18 protein-coding genes are annotated in these 15,285 nt (G+C 59.9%); 12 read left to right on the forward strand and 6 right to left on the reverse strand.

Translation table 11 applies throughout. The annotated features are described in order from the left end of the window. Positions 1–2: 2 nt before the first annotated feature. Entirely contained in the window at positions 3–959 is a 957-nt protein-coding gene (locus GIW81_RS08440) for a DUF3616 domain-containing protein (protein WP_195930472.1), read from the reverse strand. Between the two features lie 231 nt (positions 960–1,190). Next, positions 1,191–1,829, reverse strand: a complete 639-nt coding sequence (locus GIW81_RS08445; protein ID WP_154738795.1) for a hypothetical protein — start codon at positions 1,827–1,829, stop codon at positions 1,191–1,193. A gap of 195 nt (positions 1,830–2,024) precedes the next feature. On the opposite strand from GIW81_RS08445, the gene GIW81_RS08450 reads away from it, so the two are divergent. The 7 genes from GIW81_RS08450 to GIW81_RS08480 all read left to right on the forward strand — a co-directional run bounded on the left by GIW81_RS08450 (position 2,025) and on the right by GIW81_RS08480 (position 5,685). Further along, a complete protein-coding gene (locus GIW81_RS08450; protein WP_154738796.1) occupies positions 2,025–2,459 on the forward strand; it encodes a hypothetical protein in 435 nt (144 codons plus the stop codon). Between the two features lie 116 nt (positions 2,460–2,575). Continuing rightward, positions 2,576–2,872, forward strand: coding sequence for a hypothetical protein (locus GIW81_RS08455; RefSeq protein ID WP_154738797.1), 297 nt, complete (start codon positions 2,576–2,578; stop codon positions 2,870–2,872). Positions 2,873–2,896: 24 nt separating this feature from the next. Next, positions 2,897–3,115, forward strand: a complete 219-nt coding sequence (locus GIW81_RS08460; protein ID WP_154738798.1) for a hypothetical protein — start codon at positions 2,897–2,899, stop codon at positions 3,113–3,115. A gap of 56 nt (positions 3,116–3,171) precedes the next feature. After that, complete coding sequence (locus GIW81_RS08465; protein WP_154738799.1) at positions 3,172–4,788, forward strand: type IV secretory system conjugative DNA transfer family protein; 1,617 nt, start codon at positions 3,172–3,174, stop codon at positions 4,786–4,788. Between the two features lie 15 nt (positions 4,789–4,803). Then, the gene (locus GIW81_RS18820; RefSeq protein ID WP_195930473.1) at positions 4,804–5,118 is read left to right on the forward strand and encodes a hypothetical protein; all 315 of its coding nucleotides are present in this window, start codon (positions 4,804–4,806) and stop codon (positions 5,116–5,118) included. A gap of 32 nt (positions 5,119–5,150) precedes the next feature. Continuing rightward, complete coding sequence (locus tag GIW81_RS08475; protein ID WP_154738800.1) at positions 5,151–5,390, forward strand: hypothetical protein; 240 nt, start codon at positions 5,151–5,153, stop codon at positions 5,388–5,390. A gap of 28 nt (positions 5,391–5,418) precedes the next feature. Then, complete coding sequence (locus tag GIW81_RS08480) at positions 5,419–5,685, forward strand: hypothetical protein (RefSeq protein ID WP_154738801.1); 267 nt, start codon at positions 5,419–5,421, stop codon at positions 5,683–5,685. Positions 5,686–5,703: 18 nt separating this feature from the next. Here the strand turns inward: GIW81_RS08480 and GIW81_RS08485 are convergent, their stop codons facing one another. After that, entirely contained in the window at positions 5,704–5,859 is a 156-nt protein-coding gene (locus tag GIW81_RS08485) for a hypothetical protein (RefSeq protein WP_154738802.1), read from the reverse strand. Positions 5,860–5,929: 70 nt separating this feature from the next. Here GIW81_RS08485 and GIW81_RS08490 point away from each other — a divergent pair, with 70 nt between their 5' ends. The 4 genes from GIW81_RS08490 (at position 5,930) to GIW81_RS08505 (ending at position 11,835) form a co-directional block, all read left to right on the forward strand. Continuing rightward, the gene (locus tag GIW81_RS08490) at positions 5,930–7,027 is read left to right on the forward strand and encodes a hypothetical protein (protein WP_154738803.1); all 1,098 of its coding nucleotides are present in this window, start codon (positions 5,930–5,932) and stop codon (positions 7,025–7,027) included. A 346-nt stretch (positions 7,028–7,373) separates the two neighbouring features. Then, positions 7,374–8,231 (forward strand): LbetaH domain-containing protein, encoded by an 858-nt coding sequence (locus tag GIW81_RS08495; RefSeq protein WP_154738804.1) that lies wholly within the window; start codon positions 7,374–7,376, stop codon positions 8,229–8,231. A gap of 59 nt (positions 8,232–8,290) precedes the next feature. Then, positions 8,291–11,104 (forward strand): SUMF1/EgtB/PvdO family nonheme iron enzyme, encoded by a 2,814-nt coding sequence (locus GIW81_RS08500; RefSeq protein WP_154738805.1) that lies wholly within the window; start codon positions 8,291–8,293, stop codon positions 11,102–11,104. A 32-nt stretch (positions 11,105–11,136) separates the two neighbouring features. After that, complete coding sequence (locus tag GIW81_RS08505; RefSeq protein WP_154738806.1) at positions 11,137–11,835, forward strand: GNAT family N-acetyltransferase; 699 nt, start codon at positions 11,137–11,139, stop codon at positions 11,833–11,835. A gap of 137 nt (positions 11,836–11,972) precedes the next feature. On the opposite strand, the gene GIW81_RS08510 is transcribed toward GIW81_RS08505, so the two are convergent. The 3 genes from GIW81_RS08510 to GIW81_RS08520 all read right to left on the reverse strand — a co-directional run bounded on the left by GIW81_RS08510 (position 11,973) and on the right by GIW81_RS08520 (position 14,013). Then, a complete protein-coding gene (locus tag GIW81_RS08510) occupies positions 11,973–13,331 on the reverse strand; it encodes a relaxase/mobilization nuclease domain-containing protein (RefSeq protein WP_154738807.1) in 1,359 nt (452 codons plus the stop codon). 6 nt (positions 13,332–13,337) lie between these two features. After that, on the reverse strand, positions 13,338–13,724 hold the full coding sequence (locus tag GIW81_RS08515; protein ID WP_154738808.1) for a hypothetical protein: 387 nt from the start codon (positions 13,722–13,724) through the stop codon (positions 13,338–13,340). Positions 13,725–13,872: 148 nt separating this feature from the next. Continuing rightward, complete coding sequence (locus GIW81_RS08520) at positions 13,873–14,013, reverse strand: hypothetical protein (RefSeq protein WP_154738809.1); 141 nt, start codon at positions 14,011–14,013, stop codon at positions 13,873–13,875. Between the two features lie 404 nt (positions 14,014–14,417). On the opposite strand from GIW81_RS08520, the gene GIW81_RS08525 reads away from it, so the two are divergent. After that, positions 14,418–15,260, forward strand: coding sequence for a hypothetical protein (locus GIW81_RS08525; RefSeq protein ID WP_154738810.1), 843 nt, complete (start codon positions 14,418–14,420; stop codon positions 15,258–15,260). Positions 15,261–15,285 lie beyond the last annotated feature (25 nt).

Here is a 15,285-nt window from a genome sequence, read left to right on the forward strand (position 1 = left end):
TCTCACTCGCGAATTGTGATGATTTCCGCTTTCAGTTCGACCTCGCCGTCATGCACGAGTACGAAACGCAAAGCGGACGGTGTCCTGTCAAGGTAGGCAAGCCCTTCCGGCTTATGCTTTGTTCGCTTGTCTTCGTCCGTCAGATCGATCTCGCAGAGCGGCTGCCGGATGTCCGGCTCGTGGCCATTGCCGCCGAGCTGGTCGCGTCCGTCCCAGCGATAGATCGCGAAGTTCTGCTTCTCGTCACCATTGGGCCCGGCGAGGATATAAAGCGCCTTCTCCTCTAATGGGCCTGGCGCAAGATCGCGGATGCCTCTTCCGCCGAGATTGACGAAGAGCGCGCCATCACTCTCTCCATCGGGCTCGATCCGGTCGAGATCCGTGGGAAGACGCAGAACCGGAACGTAGTTCTCCCGCAGAACCGGCCCCCTAAAGCCAACGAACAGGGCGCCATCGAACACGGCGAGGCCTTCGATATCGATGCCGTTCTCCTTGTTCGGCAACGTCGCGAACCGCTTTAGAACGGGGTGATGGTCGACCAGATCGCGCAAGCTCGTCTTTTGGAGCGTCTCGACCTTCTCGCCGTCGGTCAGCCGGAACTTGCGAAGCTTGTCGCGGGATTTGCAATCCTCGTCGATACCGTCCGCGCTCAAGCGCCGGAAGTTTTCCGCGCGCGTCTCGTTCTTGTTTTGCTTCTTGCGGTTCTGCGAGTGAGAGCCAATGACGAACAGGGTGTCGTCATCCTGCGCCAGCGCCTCGAAGTCTGCTTCCTTGCATCCATCGGGCTCGTAGATGCGTTCGTTATGGGAATGAGTGTAGCCGTCTTTGGGATCGCCCTCGAACACCTGCGCCATGTAAGCGCGCCCATCCGGGCCCAGGCCTTCGTTAGAGACGGCGATGAGCTTTCTCCCTCCGTCCAGCAAAACGACGCCGCTGAGTTCGGCTTGCTCATCGCTCACGTCCTCTGCCAGTAGCTTAAGCGGCGCGCGCGCGCACTGACCTGCATGCGTTGCGTGGGACAGAGAGCAAAAGACGAGAAGTGCAACGAGCCCGCGCGGTCGCATGAAGTCCCCCGCATGAAAAGTTCTTGGGATCAAAATCGCTGCAAGCTTAGCAGCTGGTCATGCACCGAACAACGACACCTGTAGCATCATGTCAGGCCGCGGCTCCCCGAGCTGTTTCTAAACGCGTCATTTAACATGCGACGGAGCCACTGTTCCCCGAAGTGGATTCTTCAGCAGGTACCGCCTGTAATCTTCATACAGCCTAAGCTCAGGGTGGGCGTGGGGTTTTGCGCCGGGGATGAAGTCCGCCAGCTTTTGCAACGGGTCGCGCGGGTGCAGGGCGGTGAAGGCTTCGCCGATTTGCGCGAGCAGGCGCTCATCAAGATCCACGCCCCTCAGATCGAGCGCGCAGAAGATGCGCACGGCTTTTTCCAGCAGGAACAGGTGTTCGTCCTCGCATGAGGACAGGCGCGGAGCGTGGCGCTTGATATAGCGGCCAAAGCGGCGCGTGCGTTCGATGCTCGCAAGGATGCAGCGGCCCTCCGGTGCGATGCGCTCCCCTTCAAACAGATAGACCCCGGCATGGGAGAACCGCGCGCGTTCGCGCCGCGTGGCGACGGGCAGATGCGCCCGCAGCGTGCCATAAGTGCTGCGGATAGTCTTGGCCGTGACATGCGTGCGCGGCTCCAGCGTCTTGACCGGAAGCCCTTCCGCGTAGCCGTGCAGGATGCGCAGGAACTTGTGCTCGGAGAGTTTTGCCCCGGCACAATAGCGATTGCGGCGCGGGCTTGCTGCCGCGCTTTTTTGTTTTTCTGATCCCCTCAATTGCCGCGCTCATATTCTATTTATAGTTGTTTTCGTGCGCGCGTTCTTCCCTTCGATTTTGCAGAATACGGCATAAAAACACTATTGTTTCAGCATGCGCCGGGAAAATACCTCAACTAATGCGTGTGCAGAAAGAGGGTGCGCTGCGGTTTTTGAAAACCGCCAACAACAAAAACAAAAGAGGAGTTTTGAACCATGACTTATTGCCAACGCTGCGGACGCGATGTCTGCAAACCCTGTGCCTTCAGACCCGTCAACGACAACAAGCGCTCCGTCGTGGTGGCGTCAGATACCGAACTGCTGCGCCGCTCGCACTTCCAGCGCCTTGCCACAGCCACGCGGGCGCTTGGCATCTCGCGCCGTGAGATCCCCAACTGGATTGCTGATACGATCTACGGTTTTCGCGGACGCATCACATGGCCGGACGGCAAACCGTTCGAGGTGGGCGATGAGGACATTGACGCCGCGTTCAACGATGATGGCAGCTTCCGCTGGCTCTCGGGCTTTATGTATTTCGATGACATCGACCCCAAGCAAAACCCGCAGCGGCGCGTGCTGCATCGGCTGCGGCTAATCGATCTCGCCTTCCGCATCTCAAATCCCGTGCGCGCCGGCTTCATTGCGAAGTAGGGCGCGGGATTTTCCCAGCATCCTCCCAGAAGCGGTTGCAAGCCGCGCTATCACCCTCCCCACACACGGCGATCCGAATAGTCGGATCGCCGTAGTCCCGAAAGGACGGTGCCGGGATGTTCAATCCCAGCGATCACCGTCAGAAGCGCCAGCAGGTCTTCATGGGCTCCATCGAGGCCCTCGCCAACCTGCTGGCCTTGCTGACCACCTTTATGGCCACGCCCGAGGTCTACGCACGCACGGTCGATTGGGTCGTGAGCTTTGCGAGCGCCCGCTACGGCGCGGGCTTCGAAGACATGATCACGCTCGGCTGGTTCGCCATGACGGGCCTTCTGATCTTCTTCACCGCCCGCGCCACGCTCGCCACCGCCATCGTCGCGGCAGGACTGGCTGCCGCCACGCGCTTCGTTTGAGAACGCAAGGAAAGGACACTCCCCATGTCACGTACACCGGAAGTCATCATCAACCGTCCCCTGCAGGTTCTTCATAGGTGCCTCGGTTTTGCGGGCGCGCTGTTCCTCCTGGTCGCGGTCCTGGCGCTCGCGCAGGGCGGCAATTTCATCGGCCCTCTGATCCTGAGCATCCTCGCCTTCGCCGTCTGCTCGAAGATCAAGTTCCGGTGGGAGAAGCAGGCTGAGGTTGGCGTCTTCAAGTAAGCCCGGCAGGGGCCGCTAGCGCGGCCCCTTTCCTTTCCGAATAGGAGCCGCACGCCATGTCGTCTTCCGCCTTCAACGAGCAATATCGCTTCGGCAGCGCTGGCTGGGCGCAGGACCACGAGATTGCAGCCGCAGGACTCTTCGGCAGGCGCGGTCTTCAGATCGGATACCTTGGTCAGCGCCCGCTGCATCTTGAAAGCGATGCGCCGATGCTCACGGTCGGCGGGGCAGGCTCGGGCAAGCTGCGCGATCTCCTGGGCTATGTGGTCTGCAATTCTCCAGGTCAGCGCATGATCGTGCTCGACCCGCGCGGCGAGCTTGCGGCCATCTCGCACCACGTCCATGCCGCGCATGGGGAGCAGGCGTACACGTTCAATCCTTTCGGCCTGCACGGCCTCCCGCAGCACGGCTTCAATCCGCTCGACATCATCGATCCGGTCAAGCCGACCTTCCATGCCGATTGCAAATTCGTGGCCCGCGCGCTCGTCGCTGTCACCAGCAAGGCGGAAGGCAAATACTTCGAGCAGCGCGGCAGCGGCTGGGTTGAGGCGCTGCTCAAGGCGGATGCGGAAACGGACGGCCGGACGAGCCTGCCGCGCCTCATGCGCATCGTGAACCTCGTGGAATCGGGCAGCGGTGAATGGCCGAACCACATCGAGCGCATGCTGGCCTCACGCTTCGACGATGTGCGCCGCACCGCCGGCGAGATGCTGATCAAGCAGCAAGATAGCCCCCGCGAGTTCGGCTCGATCATCGGCGAGCTTTACGCGGGTCTCGGCTTCCTTGACGATCCAGTGCTTCAAGCCTCGCTGGAGCGCTCGGATTTTTCGCTTTCCGCGCTGTGTGATCCAGGCCGCGCCACCAAAATCTTCCTCATCGTTCCGGCCGAATACTTGAGCCAGCTCGCCCCGCTTCTGCGGCTGAGTTTTACAGGGACGATGCTCTACAAATCCCGCGCTCCGAGCGCGCCGCGCGTGACCATGCTGGTCGACGAGGCCGGGCAGCTCGGCGCGTTCGAGGATCTCCTCAAATCATTCACATATGGACGCGGCGCGGGCATTCGTCCCTGGGCGGTATTTCAGGACATTGGCCAGATCACGCGCAATTTTGGTCCTCCCGGCGTGCAGGGCTTCATGGGATCGGCTCAGATGCGCCAGTTCTTCGGCGTGCGCGACTTCCAGACGTCACAGCACGTCTCGAACATGCTCGGCAGCGAGACGCTGGAATACGACGATACGCGCATGCAGGAAACGGCACGCCGCCAGAAGGTGCAGGCCGTGCAGCGCTTCATGCTGGGCGAGGAGCCGTTCTCAGCGGCGCTCGATGTCGCGCACTACGGCAAGTCGGAGAAAATCCGCAGCAAGCAGGCGCGCAAGCTCATGACGGAAGAGGAAATCCTGAGCCTGCCCGAGGACCGCCAGATTCTTTTCATCTCCGGCAAGAATCTGCCGCCCATCTTCGCGCAGAAGTATCCGTACTTCACGCGGGCCGAGATGGCGGGGCTGTACCTGCCCAATCCCTATCACCCGCCGCGAAACCGCGTGCGCATCGCCTCATGGCGCGGCAGCACCTCGGCGCGCGTCATCGAAGAGCCGGTACCGAAGGAATTTGCGTCTTTCGCCCAATATCAGAATGGAACCTGGGCATATGTGGAAGGCTACAAACCAACTTAACCCAAGGAGCAAAGTATGAGTGCAGAAAACAACCCTGAAAACCGCAAGCCTTCCCACATCGCCTATCAGGTGCGTGAGGGTGAGGAGAACAAGTCGTACTTCAACCGCATCGGAGCGGTGTGGCCGCACAAGGACGGCGAGGGATTCAATATCGAACTGGATTCCTTCCCGAAGGACGGAAAGGTTGTCGTCCGCTCCGTCCAGGACCGCGTCCAGGAGGCCAAGGACAATGCGCGTGATGATCGCCCCGACGATCGCCGCGATGACCGGCGCAGCACCAGCAGGGAGGACCGTCGCCCGCGCGATAACGGCCCCCGTTACGAGCGGTGAGTAACGAGTTTGGCCGGGCCGCCTCCGGTGTTGTGACCAAGGCGGAGCTCGACCAGCGTATCGCAGCCCGGCCCAAGCCTCGGGCCGAGCTGCATCTCACCCCGAACGGGTGGGAAGCCAATGACGTGCGGCGGCAGATCGATCAGGAATCGGAGCGCCGCATCAGGCATATCGACGAGCGGCTCAAGATCGCCCGCGAGAATTTCAAGGACAGCCACACCCGCGCGTTAGAGCGTGGACGCGCGAAGCAGGATTTCGACCGCGGGCGCTGATGCAGCTCCTTCAAACAGGATTTCCCCGATGAGCAGCGAAGCCAAAAGCCAAGGCCCCAAGCCCACCCATATTGCCTATGAGGTGCGCGATCCCGAGCACAACAGCCGAGAGCCTCTCATCAGCCGCATCGGCGCGGTCTGGCCGCATAAAGATGGCGAAGGCTACGACGTCATTCTCAACTCCAACCCCGTCAACGGCCGCGTGATGCTGCGCACGGCGCGGGATCGGCTCGAGGACGCCAAGAGCGGTGAGCGTCCCGCTGATAGGCGCGACCGGGACGAGCGCGGCCGATAGCTGAACCGCATGAATCGCTTAACCAAGCTCGAAGCGGTGCGCCGCCATTTGCGCGGAGGCGTAACGCGGACACAGCCGGGCGAACGCAGAAGACGCGTCCAGAAAAATCTCTCCGTTCTGGAAAGCGATGCGGCGCGGCTCAAGGCGCTGAGTGTTCGCGATGGCCTTAGCCAAGCGCAGATTCTCGCGGAGGCGCTCGATGCTTACGAAGCCCGAAAGGGTCAGTCTCCAAGGACCTGACACGATGCGCGCGATCCTCTCCGCATTGGGAATCGTCGCCGCTATCATCATGCTGGCCGTCTCCGCGGCCATGAACTATTTGTTCCTCTCATCGCTCGGCAAAACGACGCTCGAAGGTCAGGTGCTGGGCGCAGCGTCCGCCGCCGCCGACCTGCTGAAAGCGCTGCTTCCGTTCTTCATCGCGTGGAGCTGGCGCTCGCGCCGCATGGTGGCCGCCGCAGCCGGAGCGGCGGTGTTCGCCTTCTTTGCCGGGTTCTCGCTCTTAAGCGCTGTCGGCTTTGCCGCCGACAACCGGGGTGTGATCACCGAAACGCGCGCGGCATTGTCCGATACTTTTGAGCGCGCAAGGCGGGAACTGCACGATGCGGAAAGTCGGCTTGCCGCTTTGCCTGCGCATCGCCCACCATCCGTAGTGGGCGCGGAGATGGAGCGGCACAAACAAAATCGCCGCTGGGCCGCGACGCAAGAATGCACGAACGCCACCGAGAGCCAGAGCCGGGACTTCTGCGCCGCCTACTTTACCCTCCAGGCAGAACTTGCAACCGGAAGCGAAGCTGAGCGCATTGCGAACGCCAGCGCGGCGCTGAAAAATGAGATCTCCCGCCTGCAGCGGGCGGGGGCTGGGCAGGAGCGCGATCCGCAAGTCTCGCTGCTCAGCCACATCTTCGGGCGCGCACAGGATTCCGTGCGCCTCGCGCTTATCGTGATCGTAGCGCTGCTGGTGGAGACCGGCTCCTCGCTCGGGCTTTTCCTCGCGACGGGCCACAGCGATCTGTTCAAGCGACGAGCCGATAGCGGGCACGAAAGCAAGCAACCGAGCGCCATTGTCTCAGAGCCGGTAGCGTCGACGGCTTCGGTTGGCGGCATTGAGGATTTTTGTCTCGAAGCCTTGGTTGCGTCTAAGGGCGATCGCCTCACTGCAGACGAACTGTTCACTGGTTACGAGGCTTGGTGCCGAATGCGAGACGATGTGCCTATGGGCCACGCCGCGTTCGCGTCCGCCTTTGCAAGTCTGGCGGCGGCCATAGGTATCGTCTTAGTGGCCGGACGGTATCGCGGCATCGGCCTCCGTCTCCATAAGGAGCTGCCAAGCGCGGCGTGAATAGACCCGCCATCTCTCCCGGTACATATCGCGCTCGCGGCGCTTTGGCTGGCGTTCTCCGCGGAACTCGTCGAGTCGATGAAGCCGAACACAAACCCAGGTGTTCCGAGCTTGCCGCCAACGCTACACCCGCCGAAGCCGCAATTCGCGCGTTATGGCAAAAGAATAAAGCGGCTCTGGCCAGGTTTTGCCGAATGCTTTTGGCTTTGCGCGCAGAATTATCCCGGCTTCCGTCCAGCATCGACATCAAATCAATCCATGGAGATTTGCATTACTAAACAACGTTATGTTATTATCACGCTATTGACCGTAACCCATCAATTTTGAAAGAATAGAGTAAATCGCTATGATTGCACTATCCCAACTATGGAAATCAACAACAGTTAAGCAACAAAAATATTGTTTGCTCCCGGAAGACACAATCACCATCAGCGGTGAAACCCTTTATCGAATTCAAGCTCTGCGCGAAATTGGGACCGACAGAGGCTGGGGAAGAATCGAAAAAGGCGATAAGGGCGGCTACATCACGGGCGAACACAATTTATCGCAGTCTGGCGAGTCATGGGTTGGCGGGAATGCCAAGGTCTACGGAAACGCCATGATCTCCGGCAACGCAAGAGTCTTGGACGAGGCGTCAGTTTTCGATCGCGCCATTGTTACAGACGATACGCTGATATCCGGCACCGCGCAGGTATTTGGCGACGCCTGCATCGAGCGCGAAGCCGCTGTCGGTCATCAGGCGAGGGTTTATGATTGGGCGCTGATCGAAGGTGAAGCCAAGGTCTACGGCAACGCGAGCGTCTTCGGGTGGGCCAGGGTCGGTGGCCTCGCAATTATCGCTGAGGAAGCCCAGGTCTTCGACAATGCCCGGGTGTCGGGCCGCTTCTGCATCGGGCGACCGCCATCCGATCGGGGCGAGATTCTTCCCTTGGAGTATACGCCCCCTGTGATAGGCGGGAATGCCAAAATATTCGGCAGCGCTAGGGTGCGGGGTGGAGCCAATGTATCAGAAAACGCGAAGGTCTACGAGAATGCGGTGGTAACTGGGTTGGTCGACGTCAAGGGCAACGTTGAAGTTGCCGGGAGGGCCTACCTCGCCGGAGAGCAACGCGAGATCACCGGCAACCTCCTCATTCGACGCGGATTTTTCGGGCATAAGATTTTGGACCTCTCCGGCCCCGGCCTGGAACCGGCTGCCGGCTAAGCAGGCAGCCAACTCAAGCCCTCTATGCCCATCAAGCACCTCGTTGTGCAACATCCCTCATGCCGCGTCATATCTTTGTCTTCGTTCTGAGCCCAACTGCTCCCAAGGGTTTATTGGGGGAAGACAAGGTGTGGCACCAGTTCACTCGCCTCCGCCGTCACATACGCCGGGGTGTACTTACGCTGCTGTTTTGGACAACAGCATTACGCCAATCCAAAGCGTTGCGTACCTTTCGAAACGATGTGTTCCTGGCTCCTAGCATTGGCCCCGCGGCAGCTTGGTCGCTCGTCGCATTTGCGTTTCTACTTTACGAGATCGTCGAGCGATACGCCGTACCCGAGGGCACGCCTATTGACGCGATTGATCGCCAACAGAGCATCGCTGTAGTCTTCATCGTGGGAGCCGCGGCACTAATTGCTGCGTTGGTGAGTGCCTCGCGGCATCGCCTCAAGGACTTTCCGTTTCCTCGGCACATTTACGCCAGATTTCCACTTAAAGCGCTGCGTTTTGTTGTTGGCACTCTTTGGTCGTCGGCTTCCTTAGCCTTGTCATTTCTCGACTATGTATTCGTTCGCGTGCTAGCGGCCCCCCTTGTGGCACCGGGCCGTAGCCGCACGATCGCCTTCGGAATTCTCTCGCTCGGCATGCTCTGTGGAGTATTTTTGCCGCCCCCCTTTGGACTTATAGCAGCCGCGGCCGTAGGCACGGCCATCTTTGCTATAGTGCGTCGCTGGAGCTGGGTAGAAGCCGAAAAAGACCGCTTTCTCGTAGAGCGCACCAAATCAAAGGAGTTAGGCTCGCGCGGAGCAATGCTTGATGAGGACTTGCGCGATGAAGCGCTCGCAAGCCTGTTACTCCTGATTATTTTGATACCGATACTGTTGCGCCAGATTCAATGGGCATATTGTGGCTTCGGAACGGAGCATAGCTGCCCTCTACCGGTGAAGCCGCTGGGCTCAATGCCCTTACATTACGAACTGCTAGAGTGGTTGGCCTATTTCGGAAGCCATTTAACAAAAGCTGTCCCTTTTGTTGATTGGTCCGAGGTCTTTGGAGTGAAAAGCGATTGGCCTGACCCGACATCTAAAGAGGGTAAGATCATAGTCTTTGTGCTCCGTGCCGGACTCGATCTATTGTTTCTGGCGACGCTACTGCAAGCGTTGCAAATTATGTGGCGGTTGGTGACCGAGAGACGGGCATTCGAATCAAACCAACTGCCAATCCTTGAACCACTTGCCGAAAACCGCGAAATGGAGAGGATCGCACTCGCTCTTAACAACTCGTTCGGCTTGCCAGTAGTTGATTTACCCGCTGTGCGAACTGCCTATCGCTATGACGCAGACCGTCTGATGGAGATTGTCCAATCGGTAGAGCATAGGGATAGCGAGGAAGATGACGATAGCGAAAAATACAGGAGATTTTTGAGAGGGAAAGTGGCGGTGGCCCTTCTGGGCGCCCAGCATCCAGACGGCGATACGGCGGAGTTCTTCACTGCCCAAAGCGGTTCGGCAAAGAACGTTAAGCTGCGCAAGTGGGTCGTTGACGTAGCCAGCCGCTTACCTCCCCGAAACAGCGAAGGTGAGGCTAACCGCAAGACATTGCAGGATATCCTTCAAGATGTTGGCCGTGATCCTCGCGAGCGCGCAGCGGCAGCGCGCGCGCTTGGTCGGCTTGATAAGTGTGAAGCCACCAAAGCGCTCTTGCTCGAGAAATTGACGTATTGGCGCGAGTTTCCCGAAGTGCGAGCCGGAGCAGCTGTCGCTCTCGCGAACCAGGGCGTAACCGAAGCTGATCAGAAAATAGCGAGATTGGCCGGGCGCGTTCCTCACCCTCAGAAGGGCAATTTCGATGGGTATGTGCCTATCCTCGCCGTGGCGTACGCACTCCCAAGGCCATCGAATCCTCTTGATTTTTTCAAGTGGGGATCGAAATCCGATGATCGTCGGCTAGCTGTGCTCATCAATCACGCTGCGCGAATCCAACGGATTCCATTGAGCACGGCTGCGGCACAGGCGCAACTTGGCCAGGGCCAAGAGCACGATCAGTTAGTCCGCATCGAACCAAAGCCTTCTGGCGAATTTCCACCGGGATTTTGGATGGGGTCGCCCGACGATGAGGAAAGATCCCTGCCATCAGAGCGGCCCAGGCACTTCGTTACAATGAAGCAATCGTTCGCGATTGGACGCTACCCGGTTACAGTCGAAGAGTACCTTGCGTTCTTGAACGCCACCCGGAATGAGCTGCCGACCCGGTTTAAGGAATATCAGCTACGCAATGCCGGTGGGGATACGACACAGACGACAGCGGTACGAGAAGATCCAGCACGGCTTCCCATTGTTGACGTTAGCTGGATAGATGCGATGCACTATTGTGGGTGGTTAGAGAGGGTCACTGGCCGGGTATACAGACTGCCTACGGAAGCAGAGTGGGAATACGCATGCAGGGCAGGCAAGGACGGCGAGGACGACTGGTACAATACCGGAAAAGACATAGGCGCCGGACAGGCCAACTACTCAGGTTCGCTGGGAAAACGCGAGGTTCGAGAAAAGAAAATTCCCATTACTAAACGGGTTCCAGTGCACATGTATGACCCAAACAATTTTGGACTTTATCACATGCACGGGAATGTCTTCGAGTGGTGTGCTGATCCGTGGCACAAAACTTTCGATGACAAACCGGGAATGGCCAACAGCGCCTGCGATCAATCTGCATGGGTTGAGGGAGGCAGCTTTGAACTTGGCGTTATGCGGGGAGGCTCGTGGTATAGTTTTCGTCCTGACCTTCGCGCGGCTCGTCGCCTGAGATACTCATCAACGAACCGCATAGACTACGGCGGGTTCCGCTTGGCGATGACTCTCCCGGACCACTTTTAGTCACAGCACGACTCCAAATATTGGCGAGAGCTATGGCCATCGCGATCAAAGCGCTGTCAGCCGGCGACGACCGATCGCTTGCAGAAGTGATCCGAATTTACCAGGGCGCGATTGAATCCAGCGAACAGAAGCCGCCTGAGGCGCTTGAGGCTATGGTTGGCGACCCGCGGTACATGGTGCTTGCCGCCTTAGACGGTGCACGTGCCGTAGGGTTCTCGATCTCGTTCTTTCCGAGCACGAAGAGGTTTTGGCTCTTGGAATACATGGCCGCCGACACGGCAGTCAGGTCACAAGGTTTGGGTGCCCTGCTATTCCAAGAGACGATCCGGCGTGGCTCAGAGCGCCTGCCGCATGCGGTGTGCCTTCTTGAGGTTGATCGCGCGCCAGCGGCGGGCAGTACCGATGATGAAAAATGGCGGCGGCTACAATTCTATCGTCGGCAAGGCTGTCTGGCACTTGAGCCACTGGATTATATCTTGCCGCTCGAATTCGCCGGCTCCCCGCCACCCATGAAGATCCTGGTCTGTGGTGCGGATGCCGACGCGCGATTTGACCGGGAGTGGGTGAAGAACGTGCTGGCATCGCTATATACGGAAGTCTACGACGTGCCGACGTCCGATCCAAGATTTGCGTCTATGACTGCAAACTTGCCGGAATCTCTGGAACTCTCTGTACTGCCGAATACTCTATCGAACACATCGGAACCCCCCACCCCCGCATCGCCCGCGTGAACGATTGCGCGACCGGTCGGCACCCTCGGGGGCGTCCGCCTTGGAAGGAGAGCCTAAGAGACGCCCTGTGTGATATGCGTGAGCGCGCTCGGCAGCCGCAAAGCCAGAGAACGTAAGCGGATTATCGCTAGATGCTATTAGCGTTCTCTGTCGAAATTACCGTCGCGGCCCGGCCCCCACTCGCGCTCGGCCTTCCGAAGCTTGTCAAGGCGCTCCCGCATAGTCGGCGGGGTGGTGCGTTGGGTTGGTGTCTCGGCCTGTAAACGGACTTCCTTCATCGGCGCCGCCCGGTGCTCGATCTGGCGTACAGCGTGTCGGTCGGTGCGCAATTCTTTCAGCATTAGGGCGTGACGGTTGCGCGTGGCCTTAATGTGAATCTGCAGCGCTTGGCGGTCCTTCATCTGCGCCTCCATTAGCGTCTGCCGCTGATCGCGGTCACGGGTCAGCGCGGCATACGCCTCGCGCTCGTTCGCCTTGCAGATTTCTGCGTGCTTGCCGGTGATCCGGCCCCAAAGGCCTTTGACGCCCTCGTCGAAACGTTCGATACGGGCGCGGGATTCTTCAATCCAACGCTGCGTCTGCCGGGTGCGAAGATGCGTGCGCTCCTGCCGCTGGCCCTGCACCATCGCCCGGCGCTCAGCATCCAGCGGCGCAAGATCGCGGCGCTTTTTCTCCTCGGCCTCGCGCATGTGGCGCTTGAACGTGGCTGAGAGGTCTTTGGTGAGCTGAGCTCTCGCTTCGGTCACGCTTGGAAGCGTATCGGATTTTCCTAGCCTCGCCTCGATGTCCTTGGTCTTCTTGCCGGTGTACCGCGCGATGGAGATCACCTCGCCCTCCGGTGTGATCGCGACATGCCCGCGCCGGTCGCCCTTGGCCAGCGTGAAGCCCCGGCTTTTGAGCGCCTGCATGAAGGCGGCCTTGGAATCGGAGACCGCCCAGCACTCCTGCATCAGCTCCTTAAGATCACCGCGGCCCGTGCGCTTGGCCTGCTGCCACTCCTTGAGAGTAAAATTGCGCGGGTCTGCCTCGCGGCTGTTCATCAGGCCGCGCGGCATCTTCCAGCCCTGTTCGAGATAGATCTCGCGGGAGAGGTCGCGGAGCTTGAGCTTGAAATGCGAGAGGTTCTTCGCTGTCATGGTCTCCGCGTCGATGCGGCTCCAGATGGCATGGGCATGCCTGCGGCCCTCCTTTTCGTGGAAGACGACAATGCGCGGCTGGCCAATGAGGCCGTTCTTCTCCTCGATCCGCGCAATGGCACTCTCGAAAATCTCGACCGGCACCCGTTCGTTGGGCGGAGGGTTCAGCGAGACGGAAAACAGGAACTGCTTGCAGCGCGTTCCTTTGCTCACGGCATAGGCTTCTTTCAGCGCTCCCACGATATCATCCGAAACGAAGCCGCGAATCTCATGCACCTCGACGTGTTCGTTCTCCTCAGTCTTCATCAGGTGAAGACCAAGCTGCTTGCCGCCGCCGCGCTGAGAAGCCTTGAGGATCATCCCGCCTCACCTCTCCCGGATGCCGAGCGCCTTCATAACGAGGGCCTTCATCTCCGCCACATCGCGGCAGGCTTGCTGAATGGTGGCCTCGGTTTCCGGCGTCATGGGCAGAGCACCGAGGTTTGCTGCGCGGGCCAATTCCCGCAAGCTCGCGGAAAGTTCGGAATGTCCCAGCCGGGCCAGCACGGCGGCAAGCACGTGGTGATCCCGGACTGGCGACCTGCCGCGCGACCGGGGCGTGATGGCCGGGCCGTTGTCGTTGGCCGGGAACAGGAACCGCCGCACATAGGCCCCGAGTGGCATCCCGCCCGCGCGCCGGGCAAGCGCCTGCCGCTCTTCGGCCGATAGCCGGAGAGAAAACGGGCGTGGCGGTTTTGGCGTCAGATCGGGCATGGGCGCTTCGGACGTTGATGTTGATCCGAAGCGTACCCGTGTTCATGAGACACAATGGGCGGAAGAGAACCGCGAACAAGAAGAAGCCCCGGGGGACCGGGGCCGAGTCGAGGGCTTTCGTTTATTGTCGTTGGCTTGCGTTTACGTCTCAGAACCAGGGCTTTCCGGCGGCAAACCAGGCCGTCGCGAGAAGCACCAGGATGGATGTGAGGATCTCCCACAGGAGATCCTTGATCCGGCCCCACCAGGTCGGCGGGAGCGGTCTGCAGAACGGGATTTCATCAGTCATGACACGTACTCCTTCAGGACTTGATGGTTTCCCGAGGGAGGTCCTCGCGTTCCGCCGGCTTGACACCTCTGGGGCGGGTGCCCATAACCAGCTTGTGAAAGAGATCCCGCGAGGATCTCATCTCGGGCGCGCCGCACCTGCGGACGCGCCCTTTTTGTATGCGTGGTTGATGACACGTATACGAACGAAAGTTCCTAAAAACATAGTGATTTCAGCGCGTTAGTTTGCCGTGTTTGACGCCCTTTGGCGTGGTATTTCGCCGTTTTGCACGGTTTGCCGACCACGCGGGACGCGCCCGGCTCGGCGTTTGAAGCCACGAACTGGTTACTGCTCAAATTGATTGTTTTTCTGCGATAGCAGCCGTAAAACGGGGTTTTTCGGGGTTTCCGGAGGCCGCACAAAAGATGGCCAGCGCTGACGTGCCGGGCACATACGGGGAGCTGATCGAAGGACAGCCGCTGGATGGAGGCACGCCCTATCCAGGCTTTGCGGAACGCCAGCATCTCCAGCCGGGCTGGCAGGACGAGTTCGGGGTCGCGCAGAAATATTTCCGCCTCGTCGGCTTCGCCGATGTACTTGACCAATGCAATCTGGCCCTACGGGCTGTCGCCTCGCCGCCCTGGGAGAAGCATCGCCACAATTCGCGCATGCTGGAGCTGGTGCCGGACGCGTGGAAAGACCGCTTTTTCAGCGCGTCGTTCGAGGCGGGACTGAGGGCGGCGCAGATCCGAGACGCGGCGCGCGGCGAACTGCAGAGGTTCGACCGCTCTGCGCTATCCGCACTGTATCTGTGGGCCGTGCTGGAGGAGCGGGAAATCGATTTTCCCCTCTTCCGATACGCCCGCCTGCGGCCGGTGACGTTTTACGTCGAAGGCTTCAATGCAGGCTTCTTCGGCCCGCTGCGCGGAAACGCATCAGTCATGGATGAGCTGCAGAACGAGACCGGACAGCCCGCAGTGGTGCTTGAGAAGATGGCCGAGGGCCATTGGTTCGTGACGCGGAAGACCGCCGATCTGACGCTACGCACATTGAAGGCCCTTGAGGAAAAGAGACTGCTGGGAGGTGCGACTGCGGCCGGCCTCGCCGTGCGCTGCGGACGCACGCGCAACCGGCCCAGCACGAAGCGAACAATCTGGCCCGTGCTTGAGGAAGCGATCCGGTTCTCCCCGGACGAATATCTCTCGCCCGCGGCCTGGATCGCGCGGTCGGAAGCAGAACGGCAGGCGATCAGGCCTCCGCCATTCTAGGGTCGGTGATGCCGGGATGATCGGC

Origin of the sequence: Hyphomicrobium album, from assembly GCF_009708035.1 — a bacterium.
GTDB classification, from domain to species: Bacteria; Pseudomonadota; Alphaproteobacteria; order Rhizobiales; family Hyphomicrobiaceae; genus Hyphomicrobium_A; species Hyphomicrobium_A album.

Bases quoted from the DNA above. Each gene is read 5' to 3' on its own strand.
- GIW81_RS08450 (WP_154738796.1), top strand. From the start codon at position 2,025: ATGACTTATTGCCAACGCTGCGGACGCGATGTCTGCAAACCCTGTGCC.
- GIW81_RS08455 (WP_154738797.1), top strand. From the start codon at position 2,576: ATGTTCAATCCCAGCGATCACCGTCAGAAGCGCCAGCAGGTCTTCATG.
- GIW81_RS08460 (WP_154738798.1), top strand. From the start codon at position 2,897: ATGTCACGTACACCGGAAGTCATCATCAACCGTCCCCTGCAGGTTCTT.
- GIW81_RS08465 (WP_154738799.1), top strand. From the start codon at position 3,172: ATGTCGTCTTCCGCCTTCAACGAGCAATATCGCTTCGGCAGCGCTGGC.
- GIW81_RS18820 (WP_195930473.1), top strand. From the start codon at position 4,804: ATGAGTGCAGAAAACAACCCTGAAAACCGCAAGCCTTCCCACATCGCC.
- GIW81_RS08480 (WP_154738801.1), top strand. From the start codon at position 5,419: ATGAGCAGCGAAGCCAAAAGCCAAGGCCCCAAGCCCACCCATATTGCC.
- GIW81_RS08490 (WP_154738803.1), top strand. From the start codon at position 5,930: ATGCGCGCGATCCTCTCCGCATTGGGAATCGTCGCCGCTATCATCATG.
- GIW81_RS08495 (WP_154738804.1), top strand. From the start codon at position 7,374: ATGATTGCACTATCCCAACTATGGAAATCAACAACAGTTAAGCAACAA.
- GIW81_RS08500 (WP_154738805.1), top strand. From the start codon at position 8,291: ATGCCGCGTCATATCTTTGTCTTCGTTCTGAGCCCAACTGCTCCCAAG.
- GIW81_RS08505 (WP_154738806.1), top strand. From the start codon at position 11,137: ATGGCCATCGCGATCAAAGCGCTGTCAGCCGGCGACGACCGATCGCTT.
- GIW81_RS08510 (WP_154738807.1), bottom strand. From the start codon at position 13,331: ATGATCCTCAAGGCTTCTCAGCGCGGCGGCGGCAAGCAGCTTGGTCTT.
- GIW81_RS08515 (WP_154738808.1), bottom strand. From the start codon at position 13,724: ATGCCCGATCTGACGCCAAAACCGCCACGCCCGTTTTCTCTCCGGCTA.
- GIW81_RS08520 (WP_154738809.1), bottom strand. From the start codon at position 14,013: ATGACTGATGAAATCCCGTTCTGCAGACCGCTCCCGCCGACCTGGTGG.
- GIW81_RS08525 (WP_154738810.1), top strand. From the start codon at position 14,418: ATGGCCAGCGCTGACGTGCCGGGCACATACGGGGAGCTGATCGAAGGA.